Annotated in this window: 16 protein-coding genes; 13 read left to right on the forward strand and 3 right to left on the reverse strand. The window is 70.3% G+C overall.

Annotated elements, in window-relative coordinates:
• Positions 1 to 216: 216 nt before the first annotated feature.
• From G6O68_RS17840 to G6O68_RS17850, 3 genes are read left to right on the forward strand one after another with little or no spacing between them, the layout of a single operon-like run.
• Positions 217 to 4278: a PVC-type heme-binding CxxCH protein gene (locus tag G6O68_RS17840; protein ID WP_165249993.1), complete on the forward strand. Its 4062-nt coding sequence runs from the start codon at positions 217 to 219 to the stop codon at positions 4276 to 4278.
• Positions 4275 to 4661 carry a hypothetical protein gene (locus tag G6O68_RS17845; protein ID WP_165249994.1) on the forward strand — a complete coding sequence of 129 codons (387 nt, stop codon included), beginning with the start codon at positions 4275 to 4277 and terminating at the stop codon, positions 4659 to 4661. Before G6O68_RS17840 ends, G6O68_RS17845 begins: the two co-directional genes overlap by 4 nt.
• A 3-nt stretch (positions 4662 to 4664) precedes the next feature.
• Complete coding sequence (locus tag G6O68_RS17850) at positions 4665 to 5564, forward strand: homocysteine S-methyltransferase family protein (RefSeq protein ID WP_165249995.1); 900 nt, start codon at positions 4665 to 4667, stop codon at positions 5562 to 5564.
• Here the strand turns inward: G6O68_RS17850 and G6O68_RS17855 are convergent.
• The 3 genes from G6O68_RS17855 to G6O68_RS17865 all read right to left on the reverse strand — a co-directional run bounded on the left by G6O68_RS17855 (position 5528) and on the right by G6O68_RS17865 (position 10341).
• Positions 5528 to 8878 carry a WD40 repeat domain-containing serine/threonine protein kinase gene (locus tag G6O68_RS17855; protein WP_165249996.1) on the reverse strand — a complete coding sequence of 1117 codons (3351 nt, stop codon included), beginning with the start codon at positions 8876 to 8878 and terminating at the stop codon, positions 5528 to 5530. The two genes, G6O68_RS17850 and G6O68_RS17855, sit on opposite strands and share 37 nt — an antisense overlap.
• Positions 8879 to 9072: 194 nt before the next feature.
• Positions 9073 to 9678: a hypothetical protein gene (locus G6O68_RS17860; protein ID WP_165249997.1), complete on the reverse strand. Its 606-nt coding sequence runs from the start codon at positions 9676 to 9678 to the stop codon at positions 9073 to 9075.
• Between the two features lie 162 nt (positions 9679 to 9840).
• A complete protein-coding gene (locus tag G6O68_RS17865) occupies positions 9841 to 10341 on the reverse strand; it encodes a DinB family protein (RefSeq protein ID WP_165249998.1) in 501 nt (166 codons plus the stop codon).
• 157 nt (positions 10342 to 10498) lie between these two features.
• On the opposite strand from G6O68_RS17865, the gene G6O68_RS17870 reads away from it, so the two are divergent.
• The 10 genes from G6O68_RS17870 to hisA all read left to right on the forward strand — a co-directional run bounded on the left by G6O68_RS17870 (position 10499) and on the right by hisA (position 22948).
• Positions 10499 to 12934 (forward strand): ArnT family glycosyltransferase, encoded by a 2436-nt coding sequence (locus G6O68_RS17870; RefSeq protein ID WP_165249999.1) that lies wholly within the window; start codon positions 10499 to 10501, stop codon positions 12932 to 12934.
• 584 nt (positions 12935 to 13518) lie between these two features.
• A complete protein-coding gene (gene mutL, locus G6O68_RS17875; RefSeq protein WP_165250000.1) occupies positions 13519 to 15516 on the forward strand; it encodes a DNA mismatch repair endonuclease MutL in 1998 nt (665 codons plus the stop codon).
• A 156-nt stretch (positions 15517 to 15672) separates the two neighbouring features.
• Positions 15673 to 17181, forward strand: a complete 1509-nt coding sequence (gene aroE / locus G6O68_RS17880) for a shikimate dehydrogenase (RefSeq protein WP_165250001.1) — start codon at positions 15673 to 15675, stop codon at positions 17179 to 17181.
• A gap of 11 nt (positions 17182 to 17192) precedes the next feature.
• Complete coding sequence (locus G6O68_RS17885; RefSeq protein ID WP_165250002.1) at positions 17193 to 17771, forward strand: shikimate kinase; 579 nt, start codon at positions 17193 to 17195, stop codon at positions 17769 to 17771.
• Complete coding sequence (locus G6O68_RS17890) at positions 17762 to 18712, forward strand: prepilin peptidase (RefSeq protein ID WP_165250003.1); 951 nt, start codon at positions 17762 to 17764, stop codon at positions 18710 to 18712. The genes G6O68_RS17885 and G6O68_RS17890 overlap by 10 nt, the downstream gene beginning before the upstream one ends.
• Positions 18713 to 18832: 120 nt before the next feature.
• Positions 18833 to 19204, forward strand: a complete 372-nt coding sequence (locus G6O68_RS17895) for a DUF1049 domain-containing protein (RefSeq protein ID WP_165250004.1) — start codon at positions 18833 to 18835, stop codon at positions 19202 to 19204.
• A 54-nt stretch (positions 19205 to 19258) separates the two neighbouring features.
• Complete coding sequence (locus tag G6O68_RS17900) at positions 19259 to 19915, forward strand: cell division protein ZapB (protein ID WP_165250005.1); 657 nt, start codon at positions 19259 to 19261, stop codon at positions 19913 to 19915.
• A gap of 106 nt (positions 19916 to 20021) precedes the next feature.
• Positions 20022 to 20627 carry an imidazole glycerol phosphate synthase subunit HisH gene (gene hisH / locus G6O68_RS17905; protein WP_165250006.1) on the forward strand — a complete coding sequence of 202 codons (606 nt, stop codon included), beginning with the start codon at positions 20022 to 20024 and terminating at the stop codon, positions 20625 to 20627.
• A gap of 178 nt (positions 20628 to 20805) precedes the next feature.
• The gene (locus G6O68_RS17910; RefSeq protein ID WP_165250007.1) at positions 20806 to 22074 is read left to right on the forward strand and encodes a S53 family peptidase; all 1269 of its coding nucleotides are present in this window, start codon (positions 20806 to 20808) and stop codon (positions 22072 to 22074) included.
• A 142-nt stretch (positions 22075 to 22216) separates the two neighbouring features.
• Positions 22217 to 22948, forward strand: coding sequence for a 1-(5-phosphoribosyl)-5-[(5-phosphoribosylamino)methylideneamino]imidazole-4-carboxamide isomerase (hisA, locus tag G6O68_RS17915; RefSeq protein WP_165250008.1), 732 nt, complete (start codon positions 22217 to 22219; stop codon positions 22946 to 22948).
• Positions 22949 to 22975 lie beyond the last annotated feature (27 nt).

Here is a 22975-nt window from a genome sequence, read left to right on the forward strand (position 1 = left end):
GGTCCAGCCCCGATCGTCCACCCGGAACGTCGGCACAGGATACCGCATCCGCATTGTCCGATCCTACCCCCGGCCCGGCCCGAAGCACGCCCGACAGGGCCTTGCATCGATCCCAACGGGCGACCATCCTGGTTAGGATCAGTCCCCCCTGGCGAGGAGTCGCGGAATCGGGTCCTTCCGCGCCGCCGAACTCCCCACGACGAGGCGAGGCCGCCCATGTTCCCTCTCCGCCGCACGACCGCCTGCATCGCGCTCGCGATCGGCCTGCTCGCATCCGCCCAGGCCGAGGAAGGCCGCCGCCCGACCGACGCCGCCGGACGGCCGCTGAACCTCGACTTCGAGACCGGCGACCTCCGCGACTGGACCGCCCAGGGCGAGGCCTTCCAGGGCCAGCCGCTCGAGGGCGACGCGATTGCGGCGCGACGGTCGGACATGAAGAGCGGCCACGCCGGCCGATTCTGGGTCGGCTCGTACGAGCGCGGCGGCGACCGGCCTCGCGGCACCTTGACCTCGGTCCCCTTCCGCCTGGACCGGCCGTTCGCACGCTTCCTGATCGGAGCGGGGCCTCGGGAGTCGACCCGACTGGAGATCGTCCGGGCCGACGACCAGACAGTGATCCACCGCGCGGCCGGGGACGGAGTGGAGGATCTCAAACCCGTCGTCGCCGACCTCTCGGCCCACGTCGGCAAGGATGTCTTCCTGCGGCTGGTGGACGACGACTCCGACGGCTGGGGCCACCTCAATTTCGACGACTTCACCCTCTGGGATGCGAAGCCCCCCGGCGAGGTCCGGACGAGCCTGCCGTCGGCGGACGCGTTCGTCCACGCGGGGCTCTCCCCGCAGGAGGCCGCCAAGGCCATGACGGTCGCGCCGGGCTTCCGCGTCGACCTGATCGCCGGCGAGCCCGACGTGGTCCAGCCGATCGCCTTCACGATCGACGATCGGGGCCGGCTCTGGGTGGTCGAGTCCTACACGTATCCGATCCGCCTGCCCGAAGGGGAGGGCAAGGACCGGATCCTGATCTTCGAGGACACGAACGGCGACGGCTCGTTCGACTCCCGCAAGGTCTTCTGCGAGAAGCTCAACCTCGCCAGCGGAATCGAGGTCGGCTTCGGCGGCGTCTGGGTCGGCGCGGCCCCGCACTTCCTGTTCATCCCCGACAAGGACGGCGACGACGCCCCCGACGGCGAGCCCGTCGTGCTGCTCGACGGCTGGGGCTACCAGGACACCCACGAGACGCTGAACTCGTTCAACTGGGGCCCCGACGGCTGGCTCTACGGCTGCCACGGCGTCTTCACCCACTCCCGCGTCGGCAAGCCCGGCACGCCCGACGATCGGCGCGTCCCGATCAACGCCGGCATCTGGCGATACCACCCGACGCGGCACGTCTTCGAGGTCTTCGCCCACGGCACGAGCAATCCCTGGGGCGTGGACTTCGACGCCGACGGACGGGCCTTCTTGACTTCGTGCGTCATCCCCCACCTCTATCAGGTGATCCAGGGGGCGCGCTACGAGCGGCAGGCGGGGGCCGATTTCAACCCGTACTCCTACGAACTCATCAAAACGATCGCCGACCACCGCCACTACCTCGGCGGCAACCCCCACGGCGCCAACGGCAGGTCAGACCTGGCCGGGGGCGGCCACGCGCACGCCGGCGCACTCATCTACCAGGGCGACGCCTGGCCCCGCGAGTACGTCGGCTCGATCTTCATGAACAACATCCACGGCGCGCGGCTGAACCGAGACTTGCTGTTTCCCGCCGGTTCGGGGTTCGTCGGCCGCCACGGGCCCGACTTTCTGATGGCCAACGACCGCTGGTCGCAGATCATCAGCCTGAAGTCCGGCCCGGACGGCCAGATGTACATGATCGACTGGTACGACGAGAACCAGTGCCACCTGACCGACCCCACCGCCCACGACCGCACCAACGGCCGGATCTTCCGCGTGGCCCACGGCGCCCGCCCCGGCCCTTCGCGGGCCATCGACCCGGCGAAGGTCGGCAACGACGAGCTGCTGGCGATGCTCGCCCACCCCAACGACTGGCACGTCCGCCACGCCCGCCGTCTGCTGCAAGAGCGGGCCGGCGCGATGGACGAGACGGCGCGAGGCGGGCTGGCGGCGTCGCTCGCGGAGAAGGCCTTCGACGGGCCGGATCCCAAGACCCGGCTGAACGCCCTGTGGGCTCTGCACGCCGTCGGCGGGCTCGACGAGGCCGCGACCCTGAAGGCTCTGGCTTCTCCCGAGCCCGCGTTCCGGGGCTGGGCCGTGCAGCTCGTCACGGAGTCGGACGTCCCGTCCGCCAGGGTGCTCGACGCCTTCGCACGGATGTCGCGCCGGGACGGCTCGCCGGTGCTCCGCCTCTACCTCGCCGCCGCGCTCCAGCGATTGCCGATCCCCGCGCGTCGGCCGATCCTGGAGGGGCTCGTCGGCCACGTCGAGGACGTCGACGACCACAACCTCCCGCTGATGGTCTGGTACGGCATGGAGCCCGCCGCGGCCGAAGGACCGGAGGCGGCTCTGGACCTGGCGCTCCAGGCGAAGCTGCCGGGCATCCTCCGCTACACGGTGCGCCGGGTGGCGGCGATCGGCACGCCCGAGGCGTTCGACCTGATCGTCGCCGCGCTCGACCGGGCCGCGACCGACCGCGCCCGGCTGGCGATCCTCCAGGCCGTCAACCAGTCGCTCCAGGGCCGCCGCACGGTGGAGATGCCCGCCGCCTGGCCGGACGCCTACCGCAAGCTCGCGGAGAGCGAGGACGCAGACCTCCGTTCGCAGGCCACGACCCTGGCCGTGACCTTCGGCGACCCGTCGGCGCTCGCCTCGTTCCGAACCCTGCTCGCGAACTCAGACCAGCCGCTCCCAGCGCGTCGGGACGCCCTGACCGCCCTGCTCAAGGCGCGCGACCCGGGCCTGGCCCCGGTGCTGCGGGCCCTCCTCTCCGAGACGAGCCTCCGCGCCGAGGCGATCCGCGGGCTGGCGGCCTACGACGACCCCGAGAGCGCCCCGGTCGTCCTGGGCCTCTACGCTTCGCTCACCCCGCAGGAGCGTCGCGACGCCCTCAACACGCTGGCGGCGCGGGTCGCCTCGTCCAGGGCGCTCATGGCGGCGGTCGCCGAGGGTCGGGTGGCGGCGAACGACCTGGCGGCGGACCTCGTTCGGCAGCTCCGCAACCACAAGGACGCCGAGGTCGACGCCCTCATCGCGAAGTCGTGGGGCGCCGCGCGGGAGACCACGGCCGACAAATCGAAGCTCATCGAGAAGTACCGCAAGCTCTTCAGCGCCGGCTACACCCGCAGGCCCGACGTCGAGCTGGGCCGCGCCGTGTTCGCCCGCACCTGCCAGCAGTGCCACGTGCTCTTCGGCGTGGGCGGGGCGATCGGCCCGGACCTGACGGGGTCGAACCGCGCGGACCTGGACTACCTGCTGGCCAACGTGCTCGACCCCTCGGCCTTGATCGGCAAGGACTACCTCGCGCACGTGGTCGCCACGTCGGACGGCCGCGTCCTGACCGGCCTGATCAAGTCGGAAGACAAGGACTCCTTGACCTTGCAGACCGCCAACGAGCTGCTCGTCGTCCCGATCGGCGACGTCGAGGAGCGGCGGCCCAGCGAGCTTTCGATGATGCCCGACGACCTCTGGACGCCGTTGTCCGACTTCGAGGTCCGCTCGCTGGCCGCCTACCTGGCGAGCCCCGCCCAGACGCCGATGCTGGCGACGCCCGAGAACCTCTCGGGCTTCTTCAACGGCAAGGACCTGACCGGCTGGGTCGGCGACCCGGCCCTCTGGTCGGTCGAGGACGGCGAGATCGTCGGCAAGACCACGGGCCTGGCGCACAACGCGTTCCTCCGCAGCGAGATGAGCGCCCGCGACTTCAAGCTGACCTTCCAGGTCAAGCTCGTCCGCAACGAGGGGAACAGCGGCGTCCAGTTCCGCAGCGAGCCGCTGGCCGACGGCGAGATGAAGGGCCCCCAGGCCGACGTTGGCGCCGACTGGTGGGGCAAGCTCTACGAGGAGAACGGCCGCGGCCTCCTCTGGCCGAAATCCGCCGAGGACGCGGTCAAGCCGGGCGACTGGAACACTTATGAAATCGTCGCAGTCGGCGGCTCGATCCGGACCCGGATCAACGGAAAGGCGGCCGTCGTCCTCGACGATCCCCAGATCGCACGCCGCGGCGTCTTCGGCCTCCAGCTCCACTCCGGAGGCGCGACCGAGGTCCGCTTCAAGGACCTGAAGCTCGAACTGAACCCAACTCTCGAACCCGCGACGGCGACCCCATGACGCACACCGAATATGCTCCCGGCGTCTGCAACATCGGCGGGGCCGAGGTCCGCCTGCGAAGGCTCCTCGGCTGGGCCGGGCTGGTCGGGGCCGTCGCGCTCTGGGGCTGCTTCATCTGGGCCAAGGTCCCGCCCGCCACCCGGCTGTGGGTGGGCGGCCCGGCCCTGATGTCGGCCCTGGGATTCCTGCAGGCCCGCCGGGGCTTCTGCGTGAACTACGGCTTCGGCGGCGTCTCCAGCTTCGGCCCCCGGGCCGGCTCGACCGAGACCGTCGAGGACGCCGAGGCCCGCGCGCTGGACCGCCGGACCTCGTGGCGGATCGTCGGGGCCTCGGTCGCGATCGCCGCCGCCGTCGCCGTCGCGGCCTACCTTATCCCGGCCTGAGCGATGAATCGCTTCCGGACACTGTTCGAAGCCGAGACCCCCATCATCCTCGACGGCGGCTGGGCGACCGAACTCCAGAAGCGTGGGCTCGCACTGGGCGAATCCCCCGACGCCTGGAACCTCTCGCGGCCCGACGACGTGCTGGCCGTCGCCCGTTCCTACATCGAGGCCGGTGCCCGCGCCATCCTCACGAACACCTTCCAGGCGAGCCCGACGGCGCTCGCCCGGCTCGGCCTGTCGGCCGAGGCGCGTCGGATCAACCGGGAGGGCGCGCGGCTGTCCCGCCTGGCCGCCGAGGGGACCTCCGTCCGCGTGCTCGGCTCGATCGGCCCTTCCGGCGCGCGAGGGGACGGCGCGGCCGCCGCCTTCGCGCTCCAGTCCGAGGCCCTGGCCGAGGGCGGGGCGGACGCCCTGGTACTCGAAACGTTCCTCGGGATCGAAGAGGCCCGCCTCGCCGTCAACACGGCCCGGACCGTGGGGCTGCCGGTGGTCGCCTCGTTCTTTTTCAACACGTCGACCGGCGATCCGACGACGCCCGACGGCTCGCGCCCCGAGGAGGTCGCCCGGGCGATGGCCGACGCGGGCGCCGACGCCGTGGGCGCCAACTGCGGCGCGGGGATCGCCGAGTTCATCGCCCTCGCGCGACGCCTCCACGCCGCGTGCGATCTCCCCGTCTGGATCAAGCCCAACGCCGGCCATCCCGCCGTCGAGGACGGCCGGGCGGTCTACGCGATGAGCCCGGAGGCTTTCGCCGCGCACCTGGGCCCGCTCGTGGAGGCCGGCGCGACGTTCGTCGGCGGCTGCTGCGGGACCACGCCCGAGTTCATCAAGGCGCTGCGAGACGAGGCGAGCGGGCTCGATCACGATCAGCGGGCTTCCGGGCGCGATCTGTCCCAGAGGTAGACGACCCCGTCGTCGCCGGCGGAGGCGAGGAATCGGCCGCCGGCGTCGAAAGCGACCGCGCGGACGCGGCCGCCGTGGGCCAGGAGCGTCTCCTCCTCGTCGCCAGTCCCGCCGTCCCAGACCCGGACCGAGCGATCGCCGCCGGCCGTTGCCACGCTCCGCCCGTCCTCGCTGAGCGCCACGCCCCAGATCCGGCTGACGTGGCCGCGGAGCACCGTGCAGGTCCCCTCGCGCAGGTCCCAAACCCGCCCGGTCCAGTCGTGGCTGACCGAGGCCAGGCGGCGGCCGTCGCGGCTGAACGCGACGCCGTTGATCTGGCGTTCGTGGCCCAGCAGGCGTCGGGAAGGCGACCAACCTTGGGGCCTCCTCGTCCAGAGCGTGATGCCGTCTTCCTCGTCGGGCCCCGCCGAGGCCAGGCTGACGCCGTCCGGGCTGAACGCGAGGCAATACACCTCGTCGTCGATTGCGGTGGACTCGTGTCGATTCGATCCGTCGACCGACCAGAAATGGATCCGCCGATCGACGCCCCCGGTGGCGAGGGTGCGGCCGTCGGGGCTGAACGCCAGCGTGATGCAACGGCCCTCGTGGCTCCCCATCAGGCGGCCGGCCGGCTCCGCGTCCGGGTCCGACAGGTCCCAGACGCGGACCTCGCCGTCGCGGCAGACCGAGGCCAGCCGCCGCGAGTCGGGGCTGTAGGCCAGGGCGGCGACCTTCTTGACGTGGCCGCGAAGCGTCCGCTTGAGCGTCCCGCTCGGCTCGTCCCACAGCCGGACCGCGCCGTCGGCCCCGGCGGTGGCGATCTCGAGGCCGTCGCCCCGGACGGCCAGGCCGGCCACGGAGCCGAGCCTGGCGTCGAGCCCGCGAGGGCGGGCGGAGGCCGTCTCGACCCACGGCCGGGCGTCCCAGAGCATCACCGAACGGTCGCCTCCGCCCGAGGCCAGCGTCAGGCCGTCGTCGCTGAACGCCAGGGCCTCCACGGCGTCCTTGTGGCCCCGACGCGAGAGGACCTTCTCCAACGAGGCGACGTCCCAGAACGTCACCGTGCCGTCCGAATCGGCCGAGGCCAACCGCTTCTCGTCGGGGCTGAATACGACCGAGTTCACCGCGTCGAAGTGCCCTTTCAGCTCGCGCGGGCGGTTCGGCGCGTCGGCGTCCCAGACCGTCACCGCGCCGTCGGCCCCGCCCACGGCCGTGAATCGGCCGCTGGGAGAGACAGCCACCGCCAGCGACGCCTCCTCCGGCCGGCCCGAGCGGGGCGATGCCGTCGACCGACCCGAATCCAGGTCCCACGTGCGCGGCGGCTGGTCCTCCCCCACGCTCACGAGGCGATCGCCCGACGGATCGAACGCCAGGCCCAGGATCGCCGGTCCTCCCAGGGCCAGGGTGAGGATGGGCTGGTCGGGGCCGCCGGTCGAGTCCCACACAAGGAGCCGCCCGTCGTCCCCGCCGGTCGCCAGCCGCCGGCCGTCGCGCGAGACCGCCAGCGCGTCCACGCCCCCCTGATGGCCCCGCAGTTCGCGAGGCGTCCCCCACTCGTCGCTCGATCGAGTCCAGAGCCGCACGCAGCCGTCGCTGCAGGTCGCCGCGATCCGCTCGGCCCCTTCGGCCGTGCGGCACCAGGCCAGGTCGTACACGGTCGCCGTCGGGGGGAGCCCCGCCAGTTCGCCGACCTTACGGCCCTTCGCCACGTCCCAGATCCAGGGCGCGCCTCGACGGCCGCCGGCCGCGAGCAGGCCCCCGCCGGGACGGAAGGCCAGGCCGTAGATCGTCCCCGGATAGCCCCCCAGCACCGGCGGCTTGCGATGCCGAAGCCGGTCCAGGTACCGCCACTCCCAGTCGCGGAAGGCGATGGGGCATTCCTGCAGGCGGTCCCTCGCGTCGAAGACCCGGCCGGCGTCGAGCGCTCCCGAGGCCAGCGCCAGCCGGTTCAGATAGGCCTGGTATTCCAGCCTAGCGAGCGCCTCCCGGGCCCTCCTCAGCTGAATCGTCGTCGAGACCAGGCCCAGGATCACCGAGGCGACGACCGCCAGCATGAGCGCCGCGATCGACGGCCGCGCCCGCACCCAGTCGACGGCCGTCTCCAGGAAGGTCGGCCGCTGGGTCTCGATCGGCACGCCCTTGACGAACCGGGCGAGTTCGTCGGCCAGCTCCTCGGCCGACTTGAAACGCCTAGCCGGGTCCTTGTCGAGGCAGCGGACGCAGATGCGATCCAACGCGTCGGGCACGTCCGGATTCAACCGCTGCGGGGGCGTGAGCGGGTCGTTGAGGACGCGAAGGACCACAGACATGGAGTCGTCGCCGGTGAACGGCGGCCGGCCGGTTAGCATCTCGTAGAGCGTCGCGCCCAAACTGTAGACGTCGCTGCGCGGGCCCACGCGGGAGGCGTCGCGGACCTGCTCGGGCGAGATGTACTGCGGCGTCCCCATCAAGACGTCCTTGGACGTCAGCGTCCGCGACATCGACTGCTCGAACATCTTCGCCAGGCCGAAGTCCGTCAGGTACGGTTTGCCCTCCGAGTCGATGATGATGTTGCTCGGCTTGATGTCGCGGTGGACCACCCCCTTTGCGTGCGCATGGCCCGCGGCGCGGACGATCGGCTCCAGCAGGGAGGCGGCCTCGACGGGCGCCATGCGTCCCGACTTCAGGCGGGCCGACAGGCTCACGCCTTCGATCAGCATCATCACGTAATAGGGGAAGCCCTCGTGCAGGCCGGCGTTGAGGACCGGGACGACGTGCTCGTCGCGGATCATCGCGGCGGCCCGCATCTCGACGTAGAACCGATCGACCAGCCGGCTGGAATCGCTGTCGCGGGCCTCGGCGTCCCAGATCGAGCGCCGGATCAGCTTGAGGGCGACGAGTTGGCCGAGGGCCGTCAGGCGATGACGGGCCCGGTAGACCTCGCCCATGCCCCCCCAGCCGATGAGGTCGATGATCTCGTAGCCGTCGACGAACGCCCCCGGAGACACGCAGCCCTTGTAACGAAACGTCCGATCGCCGACGGGCGACTCGGCCGAATCGGGGCTGACCGGGGGGAAGAACGTCGCAAACCCGAGCGACTCGGCGACGGCGTGGGAGTCGGCCGCGAAGTCGAGGATCGTCGAGGGAGGCGACTCGCCCGCCGGCGGAACGGGTCCCGGCGGAGCCTCGACCGGATCGACGAGCGTCGAGCCGAAGCCGTCGAAGACCCCGGCGAGGTCGCGATCCAGGTCGTCTCCCAGGGTCGCGTCGGGGTCGTCCCCTGGTTTTGGGATCGCGCGGTCCGGTTCCGTGGTCGGTTCGTCGCGATCGTCCGGGTCGACCGCCGAGCCAGCCATGACGCTCTCCTGACGGCGTCGCGCGGCTCGGCGACGTCCCCCTCGACCGATGGCATCCCCGCCCCGCCCGGCCCGGATGACGCCCGGCCCTACGACGAAGCTTCGTCGCAATCAGTCTAGGGGACGTGCAAGCTCCCGGCAAAGGAAAAAGACCGATCACGACACGTCCGCGACATCGGAAGACGCCGCTTTCGTCATGGCTCGAACGTATAAGTGCCGTCCGCATTCTGCTTGTACGAGCTGATGATCCGGAAGGCGATGACTTGCTTGTCGACCGCATTCCAGTAGTAGAGCGCGGCCGGGCTCAGCGCCGGGAGCACCTCGACGTCGTGGGCGCAGCAGGTGCACGGCAGCTTGAGGAAGCATTCGGGGAAGCACGCGCCGCAGCCCTCCTTCGGCATCTCCACGCCGTGCTCGTGCCCTTCATGGGCGTCCTTCGCGTCCGGCGGCGGACTCGCCTGGGGAGCGGCCTGGGGTGCCTGCGGGCTGGCCGTCGGCGCGGCCTTCGAAGGGGGCGGCGGGGGCCGGTAGCACGGCCGGATCGGGTTCGGGACGATCGCGTACGCCGAGACCTTCACCCACTGATACTGGGGCGCCGGCGCGGCGTACCAGACGTATCGCCAGACCCCGTCCGAATAGAGCCGCCATTCCCCGGTCGCCGCGGGAGTCTGCGCCGCCGCCACCGGGACCCATTTGTAAACCTCCAGCGGGACGACCAGGATCCCGTTCGCTTGGGCCCGCCCCTGACCCGCCGTCAACATCGCAAGGACCGCCACCGTCAGCATCAGCGTGCGTCTCATCGGAAGTGGCTCCAGAACGGAGACTGACATGCCAGGTCATGAAGAACGAGTGGCAATAAAACCCAACGAATCACTCTACGGGAAATAGGAGGCTTAGGAAACACATTCCGACGAAAACAAGCTTTTTCGTCCTCGACCGGCCGCTCGGCTGGGATCGGGGCTTCAACCTCCGGTTTGGGCTCGCACCCAGTGGATGAAGTCGGTCTCGGCGGGCGTCCCCCCGGCGGCCCGGACGAGCATGGCCACCTGGCCGCGATGGTAGGAGGAATGGCCGAAGAGCTGGGCGAGCATGTCCTCCACCACGTCCGTGCAGTCGACCCCGGTCAAGGTCTTGTAAGCCACGATGCGTGCGAGGTCCGAATCGCTCAGTCCAGACAGGCAGTCCCGCCAGCGCCGCTCGACGTCGGCCCAGTCCGCCTTCACGTCGTCGAGCCGGGCGTCCGTGGGGAACCGGGGGCCGGGGAAGGGGTCCGAACCTTCGATCCTGGCCAGCCAGATCCCGCGGGCCGCGATGAGATGGCCCATGAGGTCGACGGCCCGTCGATACTCGGCCGAGTCGCGGCGCTCGGGCGGGACCGTCTCCAGAGAATCGAAGACGCGGGCGTGCGCGTCGCATTCGTACTGGAACCAGCGTCGGAATCGGTCGGCGACGGGATCGGGCATGGTTCGGGGTCCGGATTTCGGGTGACGGAAGGGGTCAGGACTCGACGACATGGACACGGGACCGCCGAACCGTGTTCAGGGCGGGGGCTCGTGGGAAAACCCGCCCGCTGGCTGTTATCATGGGCCCTCACCGCAACGGGGCGATCGAGGAAGGATCATGCAGGACCGCCGTCTCGACGACAAGCCGACCGATGGAGCAGGGGGGGGCGGAGACCTTCCGGAGCCCTCGCGGCCGAGCCCCCTCCGCACCTGGACCTGGGCCGCCACGGCGGCGGTCTTCCTCGCGGCGCTGGTCGCGTTGGTCCCCACGGCCGGCGATTTCGGCGTGACCTGGGACGAGCCGGCGTACCGGTACAGCCAGGTGATCTCGGCGCAATGGTGGAGTCAGTGGGCCTCGGCGCGGTCGTGGGAAGACCTCCAGGCGCAGGTCGATCCCGACGCGCTCCTGTATTACTGGCCGTACGCCCGGTTCGGCATCAACTTCCACCCGCCGTTCGCGGGGCAGGTGAGCCTCGCGGCCCGCGCGGCGCTCGGCGGCGGGATGAAGGACGTGCCGTCGCGAAGGCTGGGGTCGATCCTCCAGTTCGCGCTCACGATCACGATCGGCTGCCACTTCCTGTCGCGGCGCTACGGCCCGGCCGTCGGCCTGGTGATGGCCGGATCCCTCTTGCTCACGCCCCGGCTCTACGGTCAGGCGCACCTGCTGGACACGGACATCCCCGGACTCTTCCTCTGGATCTGCGCCGCGCTCGCCTTCTGGAAGGGCCTGCACGAGCCCGACGCCCGGCGATGGCGGGTGCTCGTCGGGGTGCTGCTCGGGCTCGCTTTCCTGGAGAAGATGGCGGCGGTCGGGGTCCTGCTGCCCCTGATGCTCTGGCTGACGGTCGCCTACCTCCCGTCCGCCTTCACGCGACGATTCGGCCGCGCCGGCTGGATCGACGCGGCGGTCACGCTGGGGCTGATGCTGCTGCCGCTCGGCCTGGCTTTCGTGGAGATCCAGCTCCTCCAGCGTCGACTCCCCCCGCCGGCCCAGGCCGACCTCTTCTTCCAGACCACGCCCCGACCCCAGACCTGGATCCCCGGGGCGATCCTGGCCGTCCCCTCGCTGGTCTGGGTGCTCCGACGGATGCTCGGCCGATGGCGGCCGAAAAGCCCGATCTGGGGCGTGGAGCGGCCGGCCCTGGAGACGCTGGCCGCGATCCTGGCGTTCGCGCCCGTCGTGGGCTGGCTCGGCAACCCCGCCTGGTGGCGCGAGACGATCGTCAGGATGACCCACTACTACACGCTGAGCAACGATCGTCAGGGGGCCTTGCCGGACATCCTGATCCTGTACTTCGGCCAGATCTACAAGTACAGCCTCCCCTGGCACAACGCCTGGGTTCTGACGGCGATCACCGTGCCGCCGACGATCCTCGCCGCCGCCCTCGTCGGCGTCGCCTGGGGGCTGAGGCGGATTCGGACCGACCGGATCCCCCTCTACTTCCTGCTCCACATGACGACGCTCCCCGCCCTGCGGATGCTCCCGACGCCGGCGCACGACGGGGTCCGTCTGTTCCTGCCGACCTTCTTCTTCCTGGCCGCCTTCGCCGGCTGGGGGACGGCCTGGATCGGCGCGGCGGTCACCCGGCGGTTCCGATGGGGCCTCCTCGCGACGGCGGCCATCGTCCTGGCGCCCGCGCTCGTCTCCCTGGTGAGGATCCATCCCTATGAGCTTTCGTACTACAACATCCTGGTCGGCGGCCCGACGGGGGCCTGGAGCCGTGGGTTCGAGCTGACCTACTGGTACGACGCCTACACGCCCGAGGTGATCGCCGACCTGAACCGGGTGCTCCCCCCCGACGCCGAGGTGGACCATCTGAACGACAAGACGAACACGGCGATGCAGGTCTTCAACGACCAGCAGGCGCTCGGGCACCTGCGTCCCGACATCAAGCTCGTGCGACGCAGCGGCGATCGCTTCCCCTACGTCGTGCTGCTGACTCAGGACTCGAAGGCGACGGCGTTCACGCGCCTGCTGTTCGTCATGAAGCCCTGGTACGCGTCGGAGCCGTCGCAGCTCGGCGGCCTTCGGGTCGTCACGGTGGCCGACCCGGTGGCGGTCTCACGGGCCTGGGCCCTGAGCCTGCTGGTCGACGACGCCGACCGGCTCCCTGCCGACCCTGCGGCCTCGCCCGCCTGGGTCCGGTCGCACGCACCGATCCTCCAGCGGTTCTGGGGCGACGGGCTCCAGAAGGACAATCGGCTCGGCTTCAATGCGGAGCTCGTCGCCTGGGCACGCGACGAGCCCGAGACTTTGAAGGCCGCGGCCGCGCGGATCGCCGGGAAAGAGACGATCCAGGGCGACGCCGACGCCGAACGCCTCTCTCGCCTCCTCGTGCCGACCGTCGAGGGTCGCGCCCAAATCGTCCGGAAAGAACTCCTCGACCAGCTCCTCCGCGCCCGCCCAGAGGGACTGACAGAGGCCGTGGCGATCCTGATCGACCATCCCGACGCCGTGCTGGGAGCCCTTACCCGTTACGGCTACACCGACCCAGCCTCGATCGGGGGCTACCTCGACCGGGACATGACGACACCGTCGACCGCCCGACCTTGACCGCACTTCGCCGATTCGCTCCCAGGCTCGCTGATCGGTGGTATTGTCAAGGTGCCCTCATTGCGCGCCGAGGTTTCCAGCCGGGAAGGCCCCTCGGTGGTTCCCCGATCGGAATCGGGCACCGAGCCCCCGCCCGCGACCGCGGGGCGATTCGCGCCGAACGAAGCCAATTTTCACAGCCGTTTTCACTGGGTAATTCATTTACAGGAAACCACTTGCGTCCGATGGGTTAGATTTGCGGTTCGGGCGAACGAACCCAATCGTCGGAGACTTCAGCCGAGTCTTCCCGAACCCCTCAGGGAACGTTCTCAGATCATCCGCCGTCGTCGACTTTCAGGTGTCGCCATCGCGACAGGTCTGGTCGAGTGTGCCCACGAAGCGCGTCGAACGAACCCAATCCAGGCCCCAGCTTTCGCAACATAAGTCCCTTGGATCGAGGTCTTTGCGTCCGATGCGTTCGTTTCCCCGGCCTGCGAACGAAGCCAATTCCGGCGGACTCATCGGCAACGCGGCTTTCTGCACATGCGATCAGGTCCTAGAATGAAGAATCGGCGAACGGGGCGAAGCGGCCGGGGAGGTGGGAGATGGGCGTGATCCGGGTGTTGCCGCCGTCGGTCGTGAACCAGATCGCCGCGGGCGAGGTCGTGGAGCGACCGGCCTCGGTGGTCAAGGAGATGATGGAGAACGCGATCGACGCCGGGGCGCGCCGCCTGGAGGTGAGCGTCGAGCGCGGGGGGAAAGACCTCATCCGGATCGCCGACGATGGCCAGGGGATTGGTGCCGAGGATCTGATCCTGGCCTTCCAGCCCCACGCCACCAGCAAGCTCGAAAGCGCCGAGGACCTCCACCGGGTGCGCACCCTCGGGTTCCGGGGCGAGGCCCTTGCGGCCATCGCGGAGATCTCCAAGGTCCGCTGCCAGACCCGCCGGGCCGACGCCGACGAGGGGTCGGAGATCCTGATCGAAGGGGGCGTGGCCGGCCCTATCAAGAGCTGCGGCTGCCCCCCCGGGACGGTCATGGAGGTCCGCAACCTCTTCTTCAACACGCCCGTCCGGCGGACCTTCCTGAAGTCCGATTCGACCGAGGCCGGCCACGTCGCCGAGACCTTCTCGCGGATCGCCCTGGCGCATCCCGAGGTCCACATGACCTTTCGGTCGGCGGGCAAGATCGTCCACGACCTGCCGGCGGTGGCCGGGGTCCGCGAGCGGATCGCCACCTTCTTCGGGCGCGAGCTGGCCGAGTCGCTCCTCTGGGTCGAGGGGAAGCTGGATCAGGTTGGCCTGTGGGGATACGTCGGCCACCCCTCGCAGAGCCGGTCGAGCACCAAGGGCCAGTACCTCTTCCTCGCCGGCCGCTACGTCCGCGACCGGAGCCTCAGCCACGCCCTCAACGAGGCGTATCGCGGCCTGCTGATGGTCGGCCGCAACCCCGTGGCGTTCCTCAACCTGGAGATCCCGCCCGAGGAGGTCGACGTCAACGTCCACCCGACCAAGATCGAGGTCCGGTTCCGCGACCCCCAACGCATCTACAGCCACCTCCTCTCCACGCTCCGCCAGACCTTCCTGTCGAGCGACCTGCACAGCCGGCTGCAGCCCGTGCCCGGCGGCGGTCGGCCCGTCGAGGCGTCACCCTCGCCCTCGCCGAGCTACCCACCCGCGACCGTCTGGTCCCCCGGCGGCCCCTCGGTCGCGGTGCCGAACCCGAGCCGCCCCGAGCCCTCCTACGGCCTGGAGTCCGAGTTCGCCGACCGCCAGGCGGTGGCCTCGTGGTTCGAGCCCTCCCGGCCCCGCGCCGAGCCGCCCCACATCCCCGACTCGGTCGGCCAGGTTCAGCCGCCCGAATGGTCGCGGTCGCTCCCCGGCAAGTTCGAGTTCGCAGAGGCCGGGTCCTTCGACGAGTTCACCCGACCCTCCGAAGGGGCCGAGCCGCTCGCGACCCAGGCCGTCCCCCCGTTACTCCCGGCCGCCGAGCCGACCCGGGCCGCGTCCCGCGTCGCGGCTGAGCCGGTCCTGCATTCGAAGGCCATCCAGGTGCACGACAGCTACCTCATCGCCGAGACGAGCGAGGGGATGATGGTCATCGACCAACACGCGCTCCACGAGCGGATCCTCTACGAGGAGCTTCGGAAGCGAGTGGCCGAAGGCCGGGTCGAGTCCCAGGGCCTCCTCGTGCCCGAGCCCGTCCACATGGCGGCCGACGAGGCGGCGACCCTCTTGGAGCACGCCGGACTGCTCGCGGAGTTAGGGCTGGAGGTGGAGGGATTCGGCGGCGACACGGTGCTGGTCCGAGGCACCCCGGTGATGCTCTCGCAGCTCCAGCCCGAGCGGCTGGTGCGCGACCTGGCCGAGCACCTGGCCACGCAGCCCCTGCCGCCGACCCGCGACGGCCTCGTCGCCGAGCTGCTCCACATGGTCTCGTGCAAGGCGGCCGTGAAGGCCGGGCAGAAGCTGAACGCGGACGAGATCGACGCCTTGCTCGCCCGTCGCGAGCTGGCGGCCGACGCCCACCACTGCCCCCACGGCCGGCCGACGGCCCTGATCTTCACCAAGAGCGAGCTGGAGAAGCAGTTCGGTCGAATCTGAGCGACATCGGAAGGCCCCGTCGCGACGCGCGTCGGCTTCCTCTATCATCGCCCCGCCCGGCTCGCGTAGAATCGGCGGCAGGGAGCGCCAGGCGAGCCGTAAGGGTCGAACGGGCAAGCGAATAACGGTCCTCCCGAAGCGGGGAGTCATCCGGCGATGGCGAAGATTTGCGCGACGATCGGGCGGGGGCGGCACTCCTCCGTCATCGAGGAATGGCAGGCGGCGGCGAAGGCCGGGGCCGATCTGGTCGAGCTTCGCGTCGACTGCCTCCGGCGCGAGCCGGACCTCAAGCGGCTCCTCAAGGATCGCTTCACCCCTCTGGTCTTCACCGTGCGGCGGGGGGTCGACGGCGGCATGTGGCGCGGCGACGAGGAGAAGCGGCAGCAGATCCTCCGCGAGGCCATCGTCCTCGGGGTCGATTACGTCGACCTGGAGAACGACATCGCGGGCAAGATCCGCCGATTCGGGAAGACGCAGCGGATCGTCAGCCACCACAACCTCAAGAAGACCCCCGAGGACCTCGGCGAGATCGTCGCCGCCTGCCACGAGTGCGACCCCGACGTCGTCAAGGTCGCGGCGATGCCCGCCAACCTCGCCGACGCCTCGCGGATCCTCAAGCTCGGCCTCGACGCCTCGAAGCCGACCATCGCCATCGCCATGGGCGACCTCGGCAAGTTCACGCGCGTCCTGAACGCCAAGTACGGCTCGCCGTTCACCTACGCCGGCTTCAACCGGGAGCGGGTCTTCGCCGCCGGCATGCCCTACCTGAACGAGCTGAAGAAGGACTACTTCTACGACCAGATCGACGCCGAGACCGAGGTGTACGGCGTGGTGGGCGACCCGATCGAGCACAGCCTCAGCCCCGCCATCCACAACGCCGCGTTCCGCCACCTGGGGATGAACAAGGTCCTGGTCCCGTTCCAGGTGCCGAAGGGACAGCTCGAAACCTTCTTCGGGGAGCTGGCCTGGGTGGGTCTCAAGGGTTGCAGCGTCACCATCCCCCACAAGGAAGACCTCATCCCCCTGCTGGCGAGCAAGGAGGGCTCGGTCGAGCGGACCGGCTCCTGCAACACGGTCACGATCGACGCCGAGGGATCCCGGGTCGGATTCAACACCGACTACCGCGCGGCGATGGACTCGCTGGAAGACGTGATGGGGAAGACCGACGAGCCGGACGCCCCCAGCCCCCTGCTGGACAAGCAGGTGCTCTTGCTGGGCGCGGGGGGCGTCGCGCGGTCGATCGCCTTCGGCCTGCTGCGTCGGGGGGCCAGCGTCACGATCGTCAACCGCCACGACGAGCGGGCGACCAAGCTGGCCGAGGAGGTCGGCTGTCGGTCCGCGAACTGGGGCCTGCGGGCGACCCTGCTGGCGGACGTGGTCGTCAATTGCACCCCCGTCGGGATGCACCCCAACGTCGACGACACGCCGCTGCCGCCGTCGGCGTTCCAGCGTTCGGGGACGGTGGTTTTCGACACGATCTACCACCCCGAAAACACGATGATGCTCAAGCTGGCCCGGGAGCGCAAGTGCACGACCCTGACGGGCGTGGACATGTTCCTGCGGCAGGCGGCCCTGCAGTTCAAGATCTACACCGGACAGGACGCCCCCGTCGAGGTGATGCGGGCGGCCCTGAAACGGAAGCTGGGACCCCTGAAGGACGAATGAGCCGCGAACCGATGAGCGAGACGAACGGCGGGGGCCTGGCGCTGGTGGGCTATCGAGGCACGGGGAAGTCCACGGTCGGCCGGCTCCTGGCCGAGCGGACCGGCCGGACGTTCGTGGACGTCGACGACGCGATCGTCGCTCGGGCGGGCCGGACGATCCGGGCCATCTTCGAGGAGTCGGGGGAGCCAGCCTTCCGCGAGATCGAGGAGGCGGTCGTCCGCGACCTGATCGCCGCGCACCCCGACGGCATCCTCGGCACCGGGGGCGGGACGATCGTCCGCGAGGCGAACCGGCGGGCCATCCGCGGCCACGGCTTCGTCGCCTGGCTGCAAGCCGACGCCGACGAGCTGGCCCGCCGGCTGGAGGCCGACTCGGCCACCCGCGAGACCCGCCCCTCGCTGACCTCCAAGGGCGCCTTGGCCGAGATCGCCGAGGTTCTGGAGTACCGGACGCCCTTCTACCGGGAGGTCGCCCACCTCGTCGTCGACGCCCAGTCGCGAGGCCCGGCCGAGGTCGCTGACCTCATCCTGGAGCATTGGACGCGCGCCCGAGGCGTCCCGAAACCGGGAGTGACCCCGCCGTGTTCGTGAGCTGGCCGATCCTGGCGTTCCTGGGCTTCGGCGTCTTCTGCATCGGGGCGGTGGTCGGCAGCTTCCTGAACGTCTGCATCTACCGCATCCCCTGGCAGAAGAGCGTCATCTGGCCGGCCTCGCACTGCCCGCGATGCTTCGGCGCCATCTCGGCCTCGGACAACGTGCCGATCCTCGGCTGGCTGGCCCTGCGGGGCGAGTGCCGGTCTTGCGGCCTCCCCATCTCGGCCCGGTATCCCCTGATCGAGGCCCTGGTGGGGTTCTTGTTCCTGGGGCTCTACGTCGTCGACGTCCTCCTGGCCCCCCGCGACGCCTTCGGCCAGATCCCCGTCGCTTCCCTCGCCACCCTGGCCTACCACGCCCTGTTCGTGGCGCTCCTGGTCGCGGCGACGTTCATCGACTACGACCTGCTCATCATCCCGGACGAGGTCACGGTGACCGGCATGGTGCTCGGCCTCGGACTGGGCGCGGTCGCGCCCTGGGTCCGCCCCGAGCCCTCGGCGGCCTCGACGATCCTGGGCGGCCTGGGGGTGGGGGTCGTCGGCTTGCTCGTCGGCTCGGGCCTGACGGCGGGGGTGCGGTCGAGCTTCTCCTTCCTCCTGGGCCGAGAGGCCATGGGCTTCGGCGACGTCACCCTGATGGCGATGATCGGCGCGTTCCTGGGCTGGCAGGCGGCCGTCCTGACCTTCTTCCTCTTCCCGTTCTTCGGCCTGGCCCATGCGCTCTGGAAGTTGACGAAATATGTGGGGAAACGCCTGGCGGGGGTCGAATCCTCGAGCGCGGACCGCGAAATACCCGCGGGGCCCTACCTGAGCATGGCCGCCGTGTTCCTGCTCTTCTCCTGGCGATGGCTCTGGCCGAACTGGGCGGAGGGGCTGTTCGAGATGCTCCACGCGATCTTCTGGTGGCTGCTCGGCGTGAACGTCGGCCCCCTCCGCTAGGCCTATGGCCGCCCGGAGCCCCGCGGCGCGGCCCCCCGAATTCCGGGGGGACGCGAATCACGATCCCGGCTAGAATCCGGCACGACCGGTGCGAGGTCGGGTATCGGGGAGGACTTGGCCATGGCGTACCAGTACAAGCGACGGCGGCCGTCGATCATCCGAAACTTCTGGGTCTACCGCAGGCTGATCGGGACCGCCGTCCTGCTCGGCCTGATGCTCTGGTTCATCTGGGCCAACGACGCGGCGGTCACCGTCGCGTTCCCGTTCCGCCTGGGCACCTACCAGAGCACGGTGGGGGTCATCATCCTGCTGAGCGCCCTCTGCGGCTCGATCCTGACGATCCTGGGGATGACCGTCTTCTTCGCCCTGCGGAAGATGCGTGGCTCGCACGGGACTTCGGGTCCGGTCGAGACGACCGAAGATGTCGATGATCGGCCCCCGCCCGACTACGCTTCGAAAACCAAGGAGGGGTTTCCCGATTCCGGCTGGTGAAACGGCCGATAAAGGAGACTATCTCCAATCTCGTCCCCCATTCGGAAGGACGTCGTGGCCCGCGATACGGCAGCGAACTACCCCTGGATTGAACGCGAAGGCGGCCCCGCCGTCGGCCGCCCCTGCGCGGCCCGATGGGCCCGGATGGCCCTGCTCCTCGTGGCGAGCGGCCTCGCCGGCTGCTCGGGGCGGGGCACCTACATCACCGGGGGTCCGTCCACGGGGCAGCTCAAGTCCAGCCTGAGCCACCTGGAGTTCGAGAACGACCAGCTCAAGACGCAGGTCGCCCGTCTCAAGGAGGAGAATCGCCAGTTCGAGGACAAGCTCGTCCAGGAGCGCCTGCACAGCGACGTCCTGGTCACCAAGCTGGACAACGCCCGCAACCTGCTGCGAGATCAGGGATACGACTCCGGCTCCGACCCGGACCTCGACGCCCCATTGTCCCGCTCTCGGACGCTCCCCGCCGGCCGAACCACGCCCCCCAAGCGGAAATCCCCCGCCGCCCAGATCTCCCGAGCCAGCGACCTCGACGAGATCCCCCCCATCCGGATCGACGACGGGTCACGCCCCCGCTCCTCCACCCGGCCGGCCGGATCCCGGCCCGCGTCCAGTCGAACTTCGGAAGACGAGACGCTCGGGCTCAATACTGAGGACCTGCGCTGGGTCCCGATCGCCCGCGGCGAGGATGCGACGGCCTCGCCGAAGCGCTGAGCGGGATCGAGCCGGCGCCGAACCCCGCGACCTCCGCTGTCGTCCATCCCGACGGGCTGGTACGATCGTGGTCCAGCGAGGTCCGATCCGAACACCGAGGCGCGGCATGATCGTCATCATCGACTACGGCATGGGGAACCTGAGGAGCGTGCAGAAGGCCTTCGAGTCGGTCGGCCACGACGCCGAGATCGCGACCGACCCCGATCGGATCCGCCGGGCCTCGCACGTCGTCCTGCCCGGAGTCGGGGCGTTCGCCGACGCCATGACCGAGCTGCGCCAGTCGGGCATGGACCAGGCCTTCACCGAGGCCGTCCGCGCCGGAAAGCCTTGCCTGGGGGTCTGCCTGGGTCTCCAACTCCTCCTGACCACCAGCGAGGAAGACGGCGAGTACGCCGGGCTCAACCTGATCCCCGGCCGAGTCGTCCGATTCGCCCCCCGACCGGGGCTGAAGATCCCCCACATGGGCTGGAATACGCTGGAGGTCCGCCGGCCCATCCCGCTCCTGGAAGGTATCGGCCCGGAGCCCTCGGTCTACTTCGTCCACTCCTACCACGCCGTCGCCGAGGACCCGGCCGACGTCGCCGCGGTCTCTGCTTACCCCGAGCCGTTCACGGCCGTCGTCAACCGCGAGAACCTGACCGCCTGCCAGTTCCACCCCGAGAAGAGCCAGCACGTCGGCTTGGCGATGTACGCCAACTTCGCCCGCCAGTGATCCGGGGCGGACAACCCGGTCCACCCCCACGTCCGACAGGACCGCTCCGCCGACTACCGGGAAATTCCCCGTCCGCGGAATTCCGCCGGCTATGTTCCCTTCGATGGACCGCGCGCGGCGCGGGGGAGGTCGAGGGATCGACCCGGCAAGGAATGCCTGATCGTCGGAGGACGGATCCATGGGGAAGCACGTGCGCGGGCGTCGCCTGCGGCCTTTGCTGGAGTCCCTCGACGACCGTACCCTGCCGTCGGGGTTCACCCCGTCGCAGATCGCCGGGGCCTACGGACTGTCCTCGATCGCCCTGACCACGCCGAGCGGCGAGACGGTCCGGGGCGACGGGACGGGGCAGACCATCGCGATCGTCGGCGCCTATCACAACCCGACCCTGCTGTCGGACCTGAAGGTGTTCAACGACGCCTTCCGACTTCCGGAGGCCGACGTGACCGTCGTGAGCCTGGGCGGCGACGCGACCGACGCGACCTGGGCGTCGGAGTCGGCGATGGACGTCCAGTGGGCGCACGCCCTCGCGCCCGGGGCCTCGATCCTCATGGTCGAGGCCAGGTCCGACTCGGCCGACGACATCCTGGCGGCGGTGGACGTGGCGCGCAACACGCCCGGGGTCGTAGCGGTCTCCATGAGCTTCGGCTTCACGGAGACGGCCGGCCAGCACGTGTACGACCACCTCTTCACGACCCCGGCCGGACGCGCCGGGATCACCTTCATCGCCGCGAGCGGCGACCACGGCCCCGAGGGGGGGGCGATGTATCCCGCCAGTTCGCCCAACGTTCTGGGGGTGGGCGGCACCTCGCTCACGCTCGACGCCGCCGGCGCGGTCCAGTCCGAGGCGGTCTGGTCCGGGAGCGGCTCGGGCCAAGCTCGATTCGCCGCCCGGCCGAGCTTCCAGCAGACGTTCCAGCAGGGGGCCAGGAGGAGCACGCCGGACGTCTCGTTCCTCGGCGACCCCTCGACGGGCGTGAGCGTCTTCCACACGAGGCCGGGCGAGTCCCAGGGCGACTGGCGGGTCGTCGCCGGTACGAGCCTCGGTGCCCCGGCCTGGGCGGCCGTCGTGGCGATCGTCGCCCAGGGTCGGGAGTTGAATGGGCAGGGGAGCCTCGACGGCCCCTCCCAGACGCTGCCGATGCTCTACGCGCTGGCCGGCAAGGGTTTCCGCGGCGTCGCCAACCCGGTCTCGGCGACGGCCGCCGGCCTCGGCGTGCCGAACGGCCAGGCCCTGATCCCGGCGATGGTCCAGGGATCGTCGGTCGCCCCGGCCGTCAGGACGGACTTGCCCTCTCCCGCCCTCCCGGCGAAGGGGCCGACGATCCGTCGGCCGCCGGCGTTCCGGAGGGAGCGCGTGGCCCCGACGCCTCCCGTCCGCGTCGTTCGTCAGCCGATCCGGGCGCCGCGTCAGGCGGCCGCGATCCGGCGCGCCGGGGTCCGGGCCTGACCAGTTCCGGGGGATCGGATCGACGCGCCGCAGGACCCGATTTCCCCGCCATGCGGGGGACCGCTCGGTGCTTGCGAGCCCCCCCGGCGACGGCTAGAGTTGAGTCGTAGTTCAGACCGTTTCTCGGATTTGGTGAAGCTCCATGCAAGTGATCCCGGCCATCGACCTGAGGGGCGGACTGTGCGTCCGCCTGCAGCAGGGGGACTACGACCGCGAAACCGTCTTCGGGGACGATCCCGCGGCGATGGCCGGGCGATGGGTGTCGGAAGGAGCGGCGCGGATCCATCTCGTCGACCTCGACGGCGCGAAGGCCGGCAAGCCGGTCAACGTGCAGGCCGTCCGGTCGGTGGTGGAATCGGTGTCGGTCCCCTGTCAACTGGGTGGGGGCGTGCGAGACGAGGCCACCATCGCGACCTGGCTCGACGCCGGGCTCGATCGGGTGATCGTCGGCACGCAGGCCCTCCGCGACCCCTCCTGGTTCCGGTCGATGGCCGAGAAGTTCCCGGGCCGGCTCGTCCTGGGGCTCGACGCGCGCGACGGCATGGTCGCCACCGATGGCTGGCTCGAAACGTCGAACGTGTCCGCGGCCGTCCTGGCGGAGCGGTTCGACGACCTGCCGCTGGCGGCGATCGTGTATACGGACATCGCGCGGGACGGCACCCTGGAAGGCCCCAATCTTGACGCGACGGCGGCGCTTTGCCGCCACGTCAAGACCCCGGTGATCGCCTCCGGAGGCGTCGGCCAGCTCGCCGACGTCGAACGCCTGGCGACCCTCCCGGTGATCGGCTGCATCGTCGGCCGGGCTCTTTACGACGGCAAGTTCTCCCTGTCGGACGCCGTGGAACGCGCGGGACGGGCTCCGACCCGGTCCTGAGCGAAGGCTCCCTGTTCGCGCCTCGAT

The organism is Paludisphaera soli, from assembly GCF_011064595.1.
Taxonomy (GTDB): domain Bacteria; phylum Planctomycetota; class Planctomycetia; order Isosphaerales; family Isosphaeraceae; genus Paludisphaera; species Paludisphaera soli.

Bases quoted from the DNA above. Each gene is read 5' to 3' on its own strand.
- G6O68_RS17840 (WP_165249993.1), top strand. From the start codon at position 217: ATGTTCCCTCTCCGCCGCACGACCGCCTGCATCGCGCTCGCGATCGGC.
- G6O68_RS17845 (WP_165249994.1), top strand. From the start codon at position 4,275: ATGACGCACACCGAATATGCTCCCGGCGTCTGCAACATCGGCGGGGCC.
- G6O68_RS17850 (WP_165249995.1), top strand. From the start codon at position 4,665: ATGAATCGCTTCCGGACACTGTTCGAAGCCGAGACCCCCATCATCCTC.
- G6O68_RS17855 (WP_165249996.1), bottom strand. From the start codon at position 8,878: ATGGCTGGCTCGGCGGTCGACCCGGACGATCGCGACGAACCGACCACG.
- G6O68_RS17860 (WP_165249997.1), bottom strand. From the start codon at position 9,678: ATGAGACGCACGCTGATGCTGACGGTGGCGGTCCTTGCGATGTTGACG.
- G6O68_RS17865 (WP_165249998.1), bottom strand. From the start codon at position 10,341: ATGCCCGATCCCGTCGCCGACCGATTCCGACGCTGGTTCCAGTACGAA.
- G6O68_RS17870 (WP_165249999.1), top strand. From the start codon at position 10,499: ATGCAGGACCGCCGTCTCGACGACAAGCCGACCGATGGAGCAGGGGGG.
- mutL (WP_165250000.1), top strand. From the start codon at position 13,519: ATGGGCGTGATCCGGGTGTTGCCGCCGTCGGTCGTGAACCAGATCGCC.
- aroE (WP_165250001.1), top strand. From the start codon at position 15,673: ATGGCGAAGATTTGCGCGACGATCGGGCGGGGGCGGCACTCCTCCGTC.
- G6O68_RS17885 (WP_165250002.1), top strand. From the start codon at position 17,193: ATGAGCGAGACGAACGGCGGGGGCCTGGCGCTGGTGGGCTATCGAGGC.
- G6O68_RS17895 (WP_165250004.1), top strand. From the start codon at position 18,833: ATGGCGTACCAGTACAAGCGACGGCGGCCGTCGATCATCCGAAACTTC.
- hisH (WP_165250006.1), top strand. From the start codon at position 20,022: ATGATCGTCATCATCGACTACGGCATGGGGAACCTGAGGAGCGTGCAG.
- G6O68_RS17910 (WP_165250007.1), top strand. From the start codon at position 20,806: ATGGGGAAGCACGTGCGCGGGCGTCGCCTGCGGCCTTTGCTGGAGTCC.
- hisA (WP_165250008.1), top strand. From the start codon at position 22,217: ATGCAAGTGATCCCGGCCATCGACCTGAGGGGCGGACTGTGCGTCCGC.